General features: G+C 40.8%; 17 protein-coding genes. All 17 read right to left on the reverse strand.

Annotation, left to right across the window (positions count from 1 at the left end; all coding sequences use genetic code 11):
* The 17 genes from ACYU0V_RS15740 to der all read right to left on the reverse strand — a co-directional run bounded on the left by ACYU0V_RS15740 (position 1) and on the right by der (position 15812).
* Positions 1 to 426, reverse strand: coding sequence for an ApeP family dehydratase (locus ACYU0V_RS15740; RefSeq protein ID WP_461848182.1), 426 nt, complete (start codon positions 424 to 426; stop codon positions 1 to 3).
* On the reverse strand, positions 426 to 1628 hold the full coding sequence (locus tag ACYU0V_RS15745; protein ID WP_461848184.1) for a beta-ketoacyl-[acyl-carrier-protein] synthase family protein: 1203 nt from the start codon (positions 1626 to 1628) through the stop codon (positions 426 to 428). The genes ACYU0V_RS15740 and ACYU0V_RS15745 overlap by 1 nt, the downstream gene beginning before the upstream one ends.
* Positions 1625 to 2170, reverse strand: a complete 546-nt coding sequence (locus ACYU0V_RS15750; RefSeq protein ID WP_461848185.1) for a DUF3261 domain-containing protein — start codon at positions 2168 to 2170, stop codon at positions 1625 to 1627. Before ACYU0V_RS15750 ends, ACYU0V_RS15745 begins: the two co-directional genes overlap by 4 nt.
* Before the next feature lie 2 nt (positions 2171 to 2172).
* Positions 2173 to 3468 carry an NAD(P)/FAD-dependent oxidoreductase gene (locus tag ACYU0V_RS15755; protein ID WP_057069993.1) on the reverse strand — a complete coding sequence of 432 codons (1296 nt, stop codon included), beginning with the start codon at positions 3466 to 3468 and terminating at the stop codon, positions 2173 to 2175.
* A gap of 29 nt (positions 3469 to 3497) precedes the next feature.
* On the reverse strand, positions 3498 to 5813 hold the full coding sequence (locus tag ACYU0V_RS15760; protein ID WP_461848186.1) for an MMPL family transporter: 2316 nt from the start codon (positions 5811 to 5813) through the stop codon (positions 3498 to 3500).
* The gene (locus tag ACYU0V_RS15765) at positions 5788 to 6417 is read right to left on the reverse strand and encodes a LolA family protein (protein ID WP_239968884.1); all 630 of its coding nucleotides are present in this window, start codon (positions 6415 to 6417) and stop codon (positions 5788 to 5790) included. The genes ACYU0V_RS15760 and ACYU0V_RS15765 overlap by 26 nt, the downstream gene beginning before the upstream one ends.
* The gene (locus ACYU0V_RS15770; protein WP_000542808.1) at positions 6417 to 6845 is read right to left on the reverse strand and encodes an acyl-CoA thioesterase; all 429 of its coding nucleotides are present in this window, start codon (positions 6843 to 6845) and stop codon (positions 6417 to 6419) included. Before ACYU0V_RS15770 ends, ACYU0V_RS15765 begins: the two co-directional genes overlap by 1 nt.
* Before the next feature lie 9 nt (positions 6846 to 6854).
* Positions 6855 to 8390, reverse strand: a complete 1536-nt coding sequence (locus ACYU0V_RS15775) for an HAL/PAL/TAL family ammonia-lyase (protein ID WP_461848190.1) — start codon at positions 8388 to 8390, stop codon at positions 6855 to 6857.
* Between the two features lies 1 nt (position 8391).
* Positions 8392 to 9318 (reverse strand): LpxL/LpxP family acyltransferase, encoded by a 927-nt coding sequence (locus ACYU0V_RS15780; protein ID WP_461848191.1) that lies wholly within the window; start codon positions 9316 to 9318, stop codon positions 8392 to 8394.
* Between the two features lie 2 nt (positions 9319 to 9320).
* Entirely contained in the window at positions 9321 to 10061 is a 741-nt protein-coding gene (locus ACYU0V_RS15785) for a glycosyltransferase family 2 protein (protein WP_078220129.1), read from the reverse strand.
* Between the two features lies 1 nt (position 10062).
* Complete coding sequence (locus tag ACYU0V_RS15790; RefSeq protein ID WP_461848193.1) at positions 10063 to 11721, reverse strand: AMP-binding protein; 1659 nt, start codon at positions 11719 to 11721, stop codon at positions 10063 to 10065.
* 9 nt (positions 11722 to 11730) lie between these two features.
* Entirely contained in the window at positions 11731 to 12285 is a 555-nt protein-coding gene (locus ACYU0V_RS15795; protein WP_000668777.1) for a COG4648 family protein, read from the reverse strand.
* On the reverse strand, positions 12282 to 12536 hold the full coding sequence (locus ACYU0V_RS15800; protein ID WP_001987856.1) for an acyl carrier protein: 255 nt from the start codon (positions 12534 to 12536) through the stop codon (positions 12282 to 12284). Before ACYU0V_RS15800 ends, ACYU0V_RS15795 begins: the two co-directional genes overlap by 4 nt.
* A 5-nt stretch (positions 12537 to 12541) precedes the next feature.
* On the reverse strand, positions 12542 to 12802 hold the full coding sequence (locus ACYU0V_RS15805) for a phosphopantetheine-binding protein (protein WP_000067033.1): 261 nt from the start codon (positions 12800 to 12802) through the stop codon (positions 12542 to 12544).
* A 1-nt stretch (position 12803) separates the two neighbouring features.
* Positions 12804 to 13607 (reverse strand): lysophospholipid acyltransferase family protein, encoded by an 804-nt coding sequence (locus tag ACYU0V_RS15810; RefSeq protein WP_461848196.1) that lies wholly within the window; start codon positions 13605 to 13607, stop codon positions 12804 to 12806.
* Positions 13592 to 14206 (reverse strand): beta-ketoacyl synthase chain length factor, encoded by a 615-nt coding sequence (locus ACYU0V_RS15815; RefSeq protein WP_461848198.1) that lies wholly within the window; start codon positions 14204 to 14206, stop codon positions 13592 to 13594. Before ACYU0V_RS15815 ends, ACYU0V_RS15810 begins: the two co-directional genes overlap by 16 nt.
* A 196-nt stretch (positions 14207 to 14402) precedes the next feature.
* On the reverse strand, positions 14403 to 15812 hold the full coding sequence (gene der, locus ACYU0V_RS15820; RefSeq protein ID WP_005066184.1) for a ribosome biogenesis GTPase Der: 1410 nt from the start codon (positions 15810 to 15812) through the stop codon (positions 14403 to 14405).
* Between the last annotated feature and the right edge of the window lie 12 nt (positions 15813 to 15824).

A 15824-nucleotide genomic window follows, 5' to 3' on the forward strand; every position in this document is an offset into this window, starting at 1 on the left:
TTATTCAAATGGTGATTCTGTTGGCTCAAATACACTTAACGTTGCCTGAATGCAGTGCTCAGCATATTGAATTTCACAGGAAAATTGCCCAAGGCCTTCATGAAAATATTGTTGCTCTATTTGAATGATCAATCGAGAACCCAAGGCGAAATAAGGGATCGGTAAATTTAACTTACGCGTTCCCAATAAAAAACCGACTTTTGGTGCTTGTTTTGACTGCTTACCTTGCCAGCCTGAATAAGCACTAATTGTTTGTGCCATAATTTCAATACTTGCCCATGTCGGCAATCCTTCTGCTTCACAAAACATCAGCTCTGGCGTAATCGTGAGTTCTGCTTGCGCTCGCCCTTCCGCAACCTCGGTTAAATGGTCAATAAATACCATCGGTTGCTCATGAGGAATATATTGAATTGCATCTAGTTTCACTAGGGCTTCACTCCAAAAACAAGACTAATATTACTTCCCCCAAAAGCGAAAGAATTACTCATGATATAGCGGATGGGCTGTTTTAGTTCGGCATTTTGCACATAGTTTTGGTCAGCCAAATCTGGATCAATCTCAACACTTTGATGTAAAGGCAACCAACTTTGATCTTTTAAAACTTGCTCACAAACAAAAGCTTCTATGGCACCCGCTGCACCGAGACAATGTCCCGTTTTATGTTTTGTACTACTTAAAGCAACTTGGTAATTCCCAAAAACTTGTCTTACAGCCTTAATTTCCATTGCATCATTTTGTGGAGTTGCTGTTCCATGCAAATTGATATAACCCACCTCTTGAGCGGAAATATGTGCCATATCTAATGCACGTTGCATAGCTAAAGCGGCACCTTTACCTTCAGGGTGCGGGGCTGAAATGTGCCATGCATCCATGGACTCACCCGCCCCCATTAACATGACAGGTGCTTGTTCTTTACTTAGTACAAAAAACGCAGCGGCTTCACCAATATTAATACCATCACGGTTTAGACCGCAGGGTTGGCAAATATGTTCAGATAAACTTTCTAGGCTATTAAACCCATTTAGAGTCAACTTACACAAGGTATCGACGCCACCGACTAACACAACATCGGCTAAATCTGCGTGAAGTAATCTCTGCCCTGCGGCTAATGCTTTAGCGCTTGAAGAACAAGCTGTTGAAATCGTATATGCTGGCCCTTCCCATCCTAAGTACTGCTGTAATGCTTTCGCTAAACAGCTCATTTCTTGGGGATAGTGTGATATCGATAGATCTGTTTGCCCTTGAAAATATTGCTTAAGTAAGAGTTCATTATCTGCAATACCAGAAGTCGATGTGCCCACCACAATCGCCAAACGTTTATTTTCAAAGGATGCCGTATAGGCTTTTAACTCTGTTTCAATTTCAGATAATGCGGTTAATGCAAAGCGTAGATTACGTGAATCTACAGACTGTAAAGTATCAGGTACGCTCGAACATAATGGATGCGTATATTGTCCCACCCAAACATCACGATCAGCGATTAAATCATCTCGCAAACTCAAGGTTTGCTGCGGCTGTTGTAATGCCTGTTTAATTTGATTAAGTTCGCTGCCTAATGCAGATAAACCAACACTAAATTGTATGCCTACTGCCATTGGAGCTGCATTTGCTGAAGGTAAATGTTTCATGGCGTAGGGCTTTCTTCTGTCTGCAAGGTGTTCTCAATCGAACTCAGCGTCATGGTATAAGGGACTTGTTCATTAATCAATTCAATGCTTCCTTGTCCCTGTTTAAGTTTTAACACAGGCTGCTTTTCGATATAAATAACCCGCATGCCAGCTTGTTGTTTCATCTCTACGGCTTGCTGCCCTAACTGTGAAAATTGAGGATATGTCGCAAACAAAAGATCACGTACCACAAACTCAAAAGGCAATAAACGCATTTGATCAATACGCTGCTCAACATGAACTCGATGCCCATCAAACTGTAACTTAAATAATTGTTGACCTGTTAGGCTCAAAGCAACCATATCTAGTACAGCGCCCTTTTGCTGTTGATATAGCAAGAAGCTAAAACTTTGCTGCTTCCACTGAACCTCAACCTGATCTTGCCTTTGATAAGTCTGAGCCTGCCACAGTGGACTTTGCAGCCCTTTGGCATGTGGCATGATCTGACAACCATTTAAAAATATAAAGCTACTGAGTAATATCGTTGCCCATTTGCGTTGCATGGTTATCCCTCAAGTACCTGTTCTTGCGCCAAGCCTTCACGACAATATTCTGCCAAAGTGGTAAGTCTACGCTTGGCATTTTTATGGATCGGGTTTTGTTCATCCCACGCGTAACCAGCCAATAATGAAGAAATCATACGGCGAATGCCTTCATTCTGATTTTGCGAAAACACCACATCTTGGAACTCACCTTCGTACCATGATTCAACATAGGCACGAAACACCTGAATACCACGGCGTAATGGTTTTTCATATTCTTCTAACCAGTCGACTTGCTGACCTTGCAAAACTCGTTCAACCAAAGGAACAGCCAAACTGGAAGATTTAAGAGCAATCGTTACACCTGATGAAAAGACTGGATCAAGAAACTCACCCGCATTACCTAATAGCGCATAATTGCGGTCTGCCAAATGTTTTACATTCGCTGAGTAGCCCACCAAGGTCCGCACTGGTGTATCAAACTTTGCACGGCGCAAGACATGTGACAAGCTTGCTTCATCAGCCAAAATGCGCTTAAACATTGCCTCAGGTTCATTATCTTCAGTATTTTTGACCGTGTATTTATCAAAAAAGTCTTGTTCTGCCACCACACCGAAAGAAGCTCGTCCATCTGCAAATGGAATCAGCCAATACCATGCACGGTGATCTTTTTCATGGACAGTAATTAAAATTTTATTACGATCAAACTCTGGGTCATCTGTAATTCCGTCTTCAATATGGGTAAACAGCGCACGTCGTACCGGAAAATTTGATGGGCTCTCTAAATCTAATAATTTTGGCAGAATCCGACCAAAGCCGCTCGCATCTAACAAAAATTTAGTTTGAATCTGATAACGCTGTTGTTCTTCATCGATTACTGTAAGTACAGGCTGTTCAGATGCAACATCAACATCTAAGACTTCATGTCCAAAGCGTATATCTGCGCCATAAACTTGAGCCTGCTTTGCTAGCAAATTGTCAAAATCTGCACGGCGAACTTGCCAAGTTGTTCCCGGACCATCCGTAAATTTTTCTGTAAAGTCATAAAAACTACGCTGTTTGCCACGTAGAAAAGCTGCCCCATTTTTAAATTGAAAAGCATATTGCTCAACATGCTCACGGACTGTTTCTAATAAACCAGCCTCTTCTAAAAACGCCATAGACTGCGGTAACAATGACTCACCAATCGAAAAACGAGGGAAATGCTGTTTTTCAATGACCGTAACGGTATAGCCCTTTTTTCGAAGAAGTGCAGCAGCAGAACTACCTGATGGCCCAGCCCCAATAATCACGACGTCAATTTTTTCTATAGTGCTCATAGCACAACTTCCTTTTTAATTTATTCAAATTATGAATGGTCTTGTAAATTCACGATATGTTTTTCATCTGCGGGCGTTAACAAAGTCGCATAGATAAACGAGAAAATAACCCCGAATAAAACCGTTAAACCAAAACAATGAATTGCGTAAGTATGGCTAAATGAAAGTAATCCAAAGCCGAGTAAGGTCGACATCATACATAAAAATAAAGCCATTCCAACTACTTGTGGGTGATCATGTCCATGTCGATAAAATATTGCATAGTCGACGCCAATCCCGATAATCAGAAAAGTCGCCATAATACTAAACAGGTTAATTTCGACACCTAACCATGCCTGAACAGCAAAAGTGCTTAGTAAAGCCAAGCTGACTGGCAGGACCAAAGGCACAATCGAACTTAGTCCATAAATAAGCGCCAAACCAACTGCCAGGCCAATTAAGGCATAAATCAGAAGATGTTGAGCCTGCACTCGATGTTCAGCAAACATTTGCGACATTTCGGTAATCGGTTGTTGGAAATGTATATGTTCATTCTGAAGCTGCTTTAACACTTCAGGCTGTTTTGCCCCTGTCACCATGACTAATCGCTCATTGGCTTGAGGTTGTAAAAAAGCTAAAGGGTGATCTTTAAATACTGAAAAATCTAATAACGGTTGTGCCGCTAGTTGCTGTTGCCACTGTAAAACATCAGTGACATTTAGGCCCATACTTTGTGCATATTGCTGCAAAGTCGCTTTTGGAATATTTCTTAATAGTTGTAGATTATTTTGCTGCTCTGCCAATGGTGGAATCCATTGACCTAAAGCTTGAAATGCACTGATTTTTCCGTTTTTTTGCAACTGTTGTAATTGCCCTATCAGTTGCTGCTCTTGTTGCTGCATTTCATTTGCAGATGCTGCACGCACCACAAAATAATCACTACTTTGCTGCTGGCCAAATTGCTTACGAACAGCTTGGTCCTGCTGTTTTAAGCTCGCGTCCATACCTTGTAAGTTACGAATATCATCGTTACTTTTAAGATAGAAAAGACTCGAAGTACCTACTGCTAAAATGACTGCAATCAAGCCATAACGAACTTTGGCACACTGTTGAAACCATAACCGTGCTTGTCCAATCCACGATAGTGCTTGTATAGCAGGCTGAGCATTGAGCGCAGGTAATCTTGGTAATAGCAGTACACTACTGATCCACGCCGCAGTTAATCCTACAATTGAAAAGACCGCAATCTGCTTGAACCCAGGAAATGGAGTAAAACTCAAAAAGATGTATGCAACTAATGTGGTCATTAAGCCCATAAACAAACTTGGTAATAGAGGTTTTAAAATTTGAAAACCACCAAGCTTTCTATGCTGCGATTGCATTGCCATAAAATAAAATGAAAAATCAACACAGACACCTATCAGACTCGCACCAAAGACTAACGTCATCAGGTGAATTTCACCAAACATCCAATGTGTGACCGCAAACGCCACAAAGCTTCCAGTCGAAACGGCAATAAATTCGGTCGCCAAAGGCCGCAGTGAGCGAAAGCCAAACCAAACCAGAAAGATTAAGCCTAATGTTGAGCCAACACCAATGGTTGAGATTTCCTGTTTAGCCGATTGGGTCCCAAAATTTGAAAATAAAATAGTTCCAGTCCAATGAGATTTTAATCCCATTGCCGCTAGTTTTTGCTTAGTTTGTTCAATCCAAGTAGAGGTCTGTTCTTGATAATCAATATTGTATGGACTTTGCGTTAGCTGTAATACGAAAAGCCGAGAAATGCCTTGCTCATGATGAATTGTGGCAAAGCCCTGCTCCATTTCAATATCTTGCTGTGACGGGGTTGCCAACTGCATGGCATAACGAGGGAACAATAATAGCGGATCTTGCTTAAGTGACTCAGCAGTGACAGGCATACCTGGACTCATCATCTGCATCAGACTTTGTTCAGTCAGCGCAGCATAATCCTTTTTTTGCAATAAGGCTTGATCTTGAGCACTCAACAATCCTGCTCGATGTTGATACAACTGTTTTGCAAATTGATCAAAATCAAGTTGTGGCTTCAGCGGTTGCCACAACTGGCTTTGCTTGGCCTGCGCTGTTAAGAAATGAGTCGCTTGTTGTATCGCAGCTTCATCTTTGGCATCTACCACCACAAATACTTTATTGTTGAGTTGCTCATTCATGTACTGCTGAGTACGTGCAAGTTCTGGGTCTTGCTGAACTTTAGGCAATAACGCAAAAATATTGGTTTGGATATGAATATCTTTATTCAGCCACGTCACGCCAAGCCCCACCGCGATCAGTAGCAGAGCAATTAACCAAAGCGCGGTGAACTTATTTTGCCAGTTGGAAAATCGCATGCTCAGCAGCCGTTAGAGTCGTCGGTTGAGAAGTCTGGTGACTAAAGCGAATGGTCGTTAAATTATTCGCTTTCTCGGTAATCACGATTTGGTTAACGTACTGTTGACCTTGAGCATCAACACGCACAAATAACTTTTTAAACAAGCTACTTTTCGGAGTTAAGCTCATACTCCAACCCGCTGGACTATAATTCGCACTTACCACATTAAAATTCTTTGCCAAAGCCTGTTCATTACCAGACATGAGCTGTAAGAATAAAGTCGCGACCGAACTATATGGCGATTGATCAACTTGTATTTGGCTAAATGTACGCTGAGTTTTCTGTACCAATTTGGTTGGGGTAACAATCAAATCTGCTTGCACAGGCCGTTTGATTTGCCACGCTACACCATAAGATTTTGAGAACAACAAAGAACCGTTCGATACAAAAGTTTTATTCAACGATGGCAATTTTTTTTGCTGTTCAAAATCAGCACGAACCGTAGGAGATTGTGATAGTTGCTGAAAAATTTGAGTGATCTGTGTTGGCGCTGCATAGACCGCACTTAAACTGCTCATCCAAACAGCAGTACCTAAACCTAAAGTTTTGATGAATTGAGACATCACGCATTCCTCTTCGGTTGAAACTCAGACCATGCATTCAAGCGATCAAACAAAACCTGTGGCGATTGAAAACACATTTCACGAGCTTCAATATTCACCGCCACCTGTGTGGTATAACCTTTAGTTAAACGTTTCCCAGACTCAGCATCAAAAATCAAATAATCAATTTTTAAACGGTTTTCCCATTCTTTTAAAATGGCCCGAACCCGAATCTTTTGTTCAAACTCAATACCGTATGCATAACGAACATGGCTTTCAATCACAGGCCATGCATAGCCAGATTCTTTCATCTGCATATAGTTGTAATGAAATTGATCGAGCAATTTACAGCGCGCAATCTCAAAATATTTTAAATAGTGTCCATGCCAAACCACATTCATGGTATCGACATCATGAAATGGAATTTCAATGATTACATCTGCATGCATTGGCTCACCTTATCCCATAAATTCTGGTTGATTAAACAATTCAAGTTGGTCTAAACGATCAACAATCTGTTGTAATTCGGTTTGTAATGGTCGGTCTTCTTCGACAAATGCAAAGCTTTGTAAGGTCCATTGCATAAATGCCTGCAATGTTGGACTTAACTGTGTAGTTAAACCTTTCAGATGAATCGCCTGCACACTCGCACAGCAAAGAGCTGCAATAACTTGCTGTGTTAAGGTAATTACACGGCTCGCATCACGTGCAGCAATGGTACCCATGCTGACTTTGTCTTGGTTATGACATTCAGTTGAGCGTGAAAAAATTGAAGCTGCCAAAGTATTTTTCAAGGCTTCAGCCGTCCACGCCGACACCCCAATTTGTACCGCTTTAAAACCATGATTCAATGGTAAACGTTCAGCCGTTGCACCCGTTAAATTACGTGGTAAACCATGATTCATTTTATGATCGACTAGCTGTGCAATCTGTCTGTCCATCAAATCAGCAATATTAGCGATCATAATTTTCAAGCTATCCATTGCTTGTGCAATGTGCCCACCGTAAAAATGACCGCCATGTAATACACGCATCCCTACAGGATCAATTAGTGGATTGTCGTTACTTGAATTCAGCTCATTTTCAATAAACTGACGCAACCATACTTTTGAGTCTTCAAATACACCAATAATGTGTGGTGCACAACGAAGCGAATAACGGTCTTGCAAACGTGGGCTTTGATGTGCTGTTTGTACTTCACTATTCAGCCAATCACGTAATTGCTTGGCAATTTGCTGCTGTCCCGGATGGGGCTTCTGTGCAAACAGGACTTCATCAAAATGACTAGGATTACCTTCCAAAGCCAATACATTTAGAGCAGTAATTAGAGTACTTGCAAGTGCTATCTGCTCTGCTTTTTTAAAGTTCAAACAAGCAATTGCTGTCATCACCGCTGTGCCGTTCATGAGCGCCAAACCTTCTTTAGGTCTGAGCGTTAAAGGCTGCAATCCTTTTTCAGCATACACATGAGCAACTGGAACAATATTCCCATCAACATACACATCACGCTCGCCGACTAAAGTTCCCGCAATATAAGACAACGGCGTTAAGTCCCCGCTTGCCCCGACTGAACCTTCAGAGGGAATGACAGGAATTACATTTTCGTTCAGCAACCATACCAAGCGCTCAAGTAATGCTATCGACACACCAGAATAACCACGAGCTAACGAACATAAACGTGTCACAACTACTGCACGTGCAGTGATGACATCTAAATTTTCACCTAAACCACAACCATGAAAACGTGAAAGATGCAGCGGTAGTTCATTGACCTGATGTAATGGCACTTCAACCAAACATGAGTCACCATAACCCGTAGTCACACCGTAGATAACCCCTTCTTCTTCAAGGAGTTGATCTAGAAAATCAGCGCCTTTCTGAATTAGTTCACGCCACTCAGACGTTTCAGGTAAAGCAACCTGACATTCGCCTCTGGCTACAGAAACGACATCTTCAATACTCAGTGGTTGTTCACCTACGGTTAACACACGCATGTTATTTCGTCCAAAAATTATAAAAATTAAACCATTGATAAGGCGCACGCAGACAATGCTGTTCTAGTACGGCAACATACGTTTTAGTGATGGTTTGCATACTTTCAATACGGTTAGCACGCGGTAAATTAATTTGCTCGGCAATTGAATGAATATGCACTTGAAACTGCTGTTGTACTCGATAACAAAACACCGCAATAACAGGCACTTTGAGTAAATTTGCTAAAATCCATGCACCCTGCGGGAAAGCTGCTGACTCTCCTAAAAAATCAACATGCTGTATACGATCTGACTGCACAGGCACTCGATCTGCCGCCACAATAACCCATTCACCTTGCTGCATTTTGTCTTGCAATAGCATGGCAGTTTCAATACCCAGCTCATCAACTGATAAAAGACAAACATCTGCCTTATCATTTATTTTTTTCAAAAACTCATTAAATTTTGTCGCGTGCTTTTGATAAACCAGCACATTAATTTTCTGTGGATGCTCTGACTTAATTGCCCGAAGCAATTCAATATTGCCAAAGTGAGAAACAACAATTAGAGCGCCTTTTTGATAATGCTCAGAGAAGTTTTCATGTCCAAAAACTTGCAGTTCCTGCTCAGGAATATTACCTAGCCAGCCCTCAATCTTATCTAAAATACATTCACCAAATTGCATGAAATGCGCGTAGCTATTTGTCCAATTTGGTTGGTGGTTAAACGGCGACTGTGATCCAGCAAAATGATGCAGTTTTTGTAAATAGAGTAAAGAAGCCTGTCTTGCTGTGGCTGCAAATAACCAATACCACATAATGACAAAATACATCACCAACTTGCATAACCAACGTCCACCAAAACGGTAAAACCACAACATCAGCATAAGGGGCAACATGCCACCTCGCTCTTTAATGTCGTTCCATTTTGGTGAAGCTGAATCTGTCATAATCAACCTTGCAGCTTTTGTTTTAATAGCTTCGGTAAGCGAATCAGCATGCCCATAAACAAGGTTGCATGCGCTTTGCTTAGCCCTAAGTTATCTCGCCAAGCATGAAAATGAGAAATACCCTGCTCTGGATAAACCACAGGCGTTGGTACATTAATAAAAGGGGTATTTTCCCATTTTAAACGTACTAAAATTTCACTATCAAAGCCCATACGTGGCTGAAATTTAGCACTATTCAATACCTTGATTGTGCTCTCGAGCGGATATACGCGAAACCCGCACATGCTATCTTTAATTTCAAAAGATAAGCTATTTAACCACACCCAAAAATGAGTAATGTAACGGCCATATAAGCGTTTTTTAGGAATAGAGGCATCAAAGTATGGCTGACCAATCACCATTGCATCGGGATGCTGGTGAGACTGCTCAATAAATTTTGGAATGTCATCCCAGCAGTGTTGACCATCGGCATCGAGTTGTAATGCATGGCTTAAACCAAGCTCATAGGCTGCACGCAAACCAGTCATTACGGCTTGTCCCTTACCCCTATTCACATCATGTTCAATAAGATGAATTTGAGAATATTGCTCTGCCAATCCTTTTAAAATTTGGCTACAAGCATCATCACTTCCATCATTGACCAAAACAATCGGTAGATGGAAACTGTCCAGATAAGAAATTAAATCTGCTAAATAATGTGGATGGTTATAAACCGGAACAACAAAGCCGTAATTGGTCTGCATTTTAACCCTCTACTTCCGTTTGCAAAGCAAATAATAATCGCCCTGAAGCCAGAATTTGTTCTGAATCGTGTAGTTCAAAACTCACTTTGTGATCTTTTCGTGAAAACTTGAGTTGTACTACAGCATAAGGACGAATCAGGTTTTGGAATTTTAACTGCTCATATCCCTGACACCAGTTCAAATCAGACCAAATTGATTTAGCAAATTGTTGTAAAAAGCCTATTTGCCCAACCCCAGGATAAATGGGTTGTGTTGGGAAATGCCCTTTAAAACAAGCCAACTCAGGTGGAAATTCTAATTCCCAAATGTAGTCATCTGAATTTTGAGACTGTGACAGCACCACGGGTTGCAACATAGGCTTAAATAGAGTTTTCAAATAGTTTTTATTGAGTTTGGACTGAGTATTTTGTGGTAACTGACTTAAGAACCGCCACTGACGTGGAATCGCAATCGTTTCCAAGCCGTCTTTCAACTGTTGTTTTAAATGGTTAACAAAAGCTGATTTACCCTGTTGCTGTAACTGTTCACGAGCTTGTTCTGTTAGAACGACAATACAACCCAACATTTGGCGTTGCTCATGTTCAAATACCAATACATGGCATTGCTTTACGACATCTAAAGCTTGGATGCTTTGCTCGATCGCATCTAGACTTAAACGCTTTTCTTCAAGTTTTACAATTCGATCTGTACGCCCCAGCAGCTTAAAGAGCTGACATGTTGCATCTGTCCATGCCGCACCATCACCTGTGGTAATCCAATCATTCTCGAAGGCATGATTACTCTTGACCATAAGCTGTTGGTCTTCAATACGAATAGCCACATTACTAAATGAAGTCCAAGCATCTTCATCTTTAGCGCGATGGGCAATCCCGCCAGTTTCCGAACTTCCCAAAACTTCAATAATCGGACGATTTAGTAAAGGGCGAACACCACTTTCTAGTTTGCCCCCGGAACTAAAGACCATCTGGCAGTGTTGTAAAACAACATCGGTTGTCCAGCGTTTTAATAAAGCAGGACTTGAGATCAAATAATTGCTTAACCCCATTGTTTCTAATTGTTTTTGGGCTTGTACCACATCTTCAGGGAATGCCATTTGAGGATTATAAAAACTTCGACCTGTAGCAAGTGGTAGTAATAATTTAAACAGTAATCCATAAATATGTTGATGACTAACTGTTGCAATCGCAGTTGCATGTTCATCAAAGCTAAAACTCTGACTCAACCCTTGGACTTCGTTAAGTAATTGTCTAAGTGTTCTTGGAATTTTTTTAGGTTCCCCAGTTGAACCCGACGTATAAAAATAGAGTTGAGCCTGCTCTAAAAAAGTATCATCTAAGGTTAAAGATAAAGGAACAACTTCTCCAATTTCTTGACGCTTTAAAAAATAAATCTGTTGGGCTGCAAAATCCTGTTCTAATTCACGCACTCGATTGGGTGGCAAAAGTATTTGTTTTTTCGCTAACAAAGCAGCAAAGAATAAAACCAGAAATTCATAACTATCTGCTTCCCATAAAGCCCAAGTTAGATTTTCCATTTGAGCAATTGCAGCAGCTTGTACCGCCACATCTTGCCAAAATTGATTAAAACTGGTCGAGTTTAGAGTACCGTCTATACAAAGTGGCTGAGCTGAATCGATGAATTTCTGAAAATGGCAATACATAGTTTTTAATTAATGATTTGAAGAATGTAAACGCTGATGTCGCTTACGCAAAATAAATTCACCAAGGAACAAAATGCCCATCAGCACATAAGAAATAAAGCCATTATAAATGACCCAAACCTGAGTTGAGGTAAAAAGCACAGTGCTTAAAGCAATCAATGCATTACAAAAAAAGAAAACACACCAAACTTTGGTGACCTGTCTGGTCCACTGTACGCCAGAAGCAGGTAAATCAGGTTCAACGAGTCGGGCAAAGCGCTCAATCATAGACGGCGGCTTAATGAGCGTCAGCGCAAAAATAATTAATGCACCTAAACTCATACCCACTGGATATAGCTTTAGCCAAGCATGGTCATGTGACAATAAACTCAGGCTACCGCAAACGATGGCAAAACCCGTTAATGGCCATAATAACGAGTTGCCTTTGCTAAAAAGTCTGATCACACCTAACCCGATGAGTAAAGCACTCACCCAGACAAATTGGCCGTGACTCAAACTCCAGCCCACAATAAAGGGATACAGCACAAAAAGTGCCGTCATTATCCCTTTAAGAATAAACTTCATTCAGCAGTCATATTCTGAATAACCGTCACCACATCAAGTACGGTTCTCACATTTTTAAAGTCTTCAGGTTTTACTTGCTTGCCTGTTAACTCTTTAATTTTTACAACTAAATCAACCGCATCAATACTGTCCACATCAAGATCAGAATAAAGGTTCGAATCGAGTTGAACAGTCTCTGGTTCAATCTCAAACAAATCTTCCATCCATTCGCGGAGTTTAGTTAGTACTTGCTCTTGAGATAACATCATCACGCTCCTTATGACTTCTGTTGTGCTTCAACTAAAGCAACCAAGCTCTGGATTGACTTAAAATGCTGTTTGGTTTCATCCGATTCTGCATTTAAATGAATGTTGTAACGCTTTTTCAAAGCCAGTCCCAACTCAAGTGCATCAATCGAGTCTAATCCTAAACCTTCTCCAAATAATGGAGCTTCTGTATCAATATCGGCAATAGTAATATCTTCTAGTGCTAGAACATCAATAATCATTTGCTTTAGTTCATCAGCAAGATTGCTCATTTCAAGATAACTCTTCATCAAAAATTTTATAAAAACTACGACTTAACTGACGAACTTGTTTAGGTCCTACTGTTAAATCATCTAACAGATCTGATACTTGCACAGCATCTAATACCTTGACCTCGATATGAAATGGTTGAGATGGTACGTGATACCATTTTTCATTCTTGGTTAATGTTGATGGTGTGCAGGTAATAATTACTGGGCGAATTGGTACATTTGCACGAATGGCAATATTGGCTGCGCCTCGCTGGAACTCGTTTAGGGCCATCCCTTTTTCAGTGCGTGTTCCTTCGGGAAAAATTAAAAGAGAAGCCGCATTATTTTCTTTTAGACGCTTTACACAGTCTTCAACAAACTGCTGAGAACCTGCATTTAAAATATAACCTGCGCTTTGTACGGGTCCTTTGGTAAATGGGTTCGACCAAAGAGACTGCTTCACGACACAATTAGCCTGCTGCATCATACCAATTAGTACTACAACATCAATCAAAGTCGGATGATTGGCAATTACCAGCTCTTGGCGACTATTTTGTAGTTTTTCCAGCCCCTCTACCGAATAAGTCATGATGCCAAGTTTGACCATCATGTCGGTAAAGCCTTTGAAACTATGTTTAATCACATTTTGCGCACGTTGCTGTCGCTTTTCAGAATCAGAGGTCGTGGCATTCAGCACAGGTGCAATGACGGTGGCAATTGCCATACCGCCCAGCCCGAAACTGGCAAAACTAAAACCAGTTGCAGCTACACGCCAACAATAATTACCCTTTTGTTTCAGATTTTTAAGATTTAGCATTTGTTCCACCCAAATGCAGATATTAACTGGTCAGCATCCTGCCAAAAATGAGCAAAAGCAGGAGCATCTGCTTCATCTGTATGCGTCCACGCAGTAATTTGTAAATTAGGTTGCTCTAAAGTAATGACAGCAGCCATCGCATAGGCAGGGAAATCGACTGCCTCAGCATAAATTTTGGGTAAGGGTTCATCATAGGCAACGACTAATACTCGCTGGATATCTTTCATTGACTTTAAAAGAGCGTAGGCCTCAATCAAACTTTCAGTCCATGAACAGCTTAAGCTGGTAGAGGGCGTGTCATCCTGACACAAAATAGAATAAAGCCCAGAAATTGCATTATGAACAGACGTTGAGAATTGTGTAGGTGATGGTGTTTGCTCACTTAAAACGTCTTGCAAGATATTCAACGTTTTAGACTCGTCACCATATCGTGATACCCAAACTATATAATCGACTTTACTACCATTTAATGCGCCAAGCGCACTATTTAAAGCAAGTTTAGCCAATGGTGATAAACGTCTACGCTGCATAGCTGGGATGCAGTCGAGAGCCGCATAGGAAGGCTGAGCATGTGTAAATATAAGCTGAGCAAGATGTAATGTTACCATGCTAAAAAATGAACCCTAAGCCGCGTTATTCTGTCGAAATATAAATTATTTTATAAAGATGCTGATTATAGCATTCGTTATAAAATTTACAAAAAATTACGTTTATCACTCACACTTTTTCACAACTCTTCGGAGTAGCTCATTTATTTGCAAAAAAAACCCAAAGAAAACTTTGGGTTTTTGAACAGTAAAAAACTTAACGGTTAAATTTTTTCTCTGCTTTCTTAAATTTCTGAATATAACGACGGCGACGTGCAGCAGTACGTTCATCAACCTGACTCTTACGACCTTCAAACGGGTTTTCAGAAGTTTTAAAGTCAATACGAACTGGTGTACCTTCAAGTTTATATACTTTACGGAACACGTTTTCTAAATAACGACGATAATCGGCAGGTGTCTTATCAACCTTATTACCATGGATCACAATAGTCGGTGGATTCTGACCACCCATATGTGCATAACGCATTTTAATACGACGACCGCTAATCATTGGTGGTTGATGAGCTTCTGTCGCATCACTCAAAATTTGAGTCAATTTAGCTGGTGATACTTTTAAGTTTGCAGACTCATAAGCACGGTGGATAGAAGGATATAAATCACCTACCCCAGTTCCATGTAAAGCAGAAATTAAATGGATTTTTGCCCATGGAATAAAGTCAAAACGACGTTCAACATCAAGCTTACATTGCTTGCGGTCATATTCAGACATGTTATCCCATTTGTTGATGGCAATAACCATGGCACGACCAGCTTCAAGCGCATAGCCAATTAAATGCAAGTCTTGCTCAACAATACCTTCACGCGCATCAACTACAACTACGACAACATGTGCATCTTTCATTGCTTGCAAAGTTTTAACAATTGAGAACTTCTCAATCATTTCATCAACCTTACCTTTACGACGCACACCTGCTGTATCAATCAAGGTGTATTTACGGCCTTCACGCTCAAAAGGAATGTAAATCGAGTCACGCGTTGTACCTGGTTGGTCAAATGCCACTACACGGTCTTCACCAAGCAAACGGTTTACCAGTGTTGACTTACCAACGTTAGGACGACCAATAATTGCTAAACGTAAGCCAGTATCTTTGTCATGTTCTTCAGGGTTTTCATCTTCTGGAACTTCCGCAAGTACATCTTCCAGCATTTGCTGTACGCCACGACCATGGCTAGCGGCAACTTGTAATGGTTCACCCATACCAAGTTTGTAGAACTCAACCAAAGCTGCTTCGGCATGAACACCATCTACCTTGTTCGCAACAAGATAAATTTTCTTACCTAAAGTACGTAGTTCACGAGCAATTTGCTCATCAGAAGCTAACAATCCCGCACGAGCGTCAACCACAAAAATAATAATATCTGCTTCGTTGATCGCTGTTTTTGACTGCTCGGCCATGTAGTTATCGATACCGCCTTCACTCTCACCGATACCACCAGTATCAACAACAATGAAAGACTTATTTTGATAAGTCGCATCACCATATTTACGGTCACGAGTCAGACCCGCGAAGTCGGCTACAAGTGCATCACGACTCTTGGTAATCTGGTTAAATAACGTTGATTTTCCGACATTCGGACGACCAATGAGCGCAATAACGGGTTTCATACAATAACCTTA

The sequence above is a fragment of the Acinetobacter sp. X9 genome (assembly GCF_054889255.1).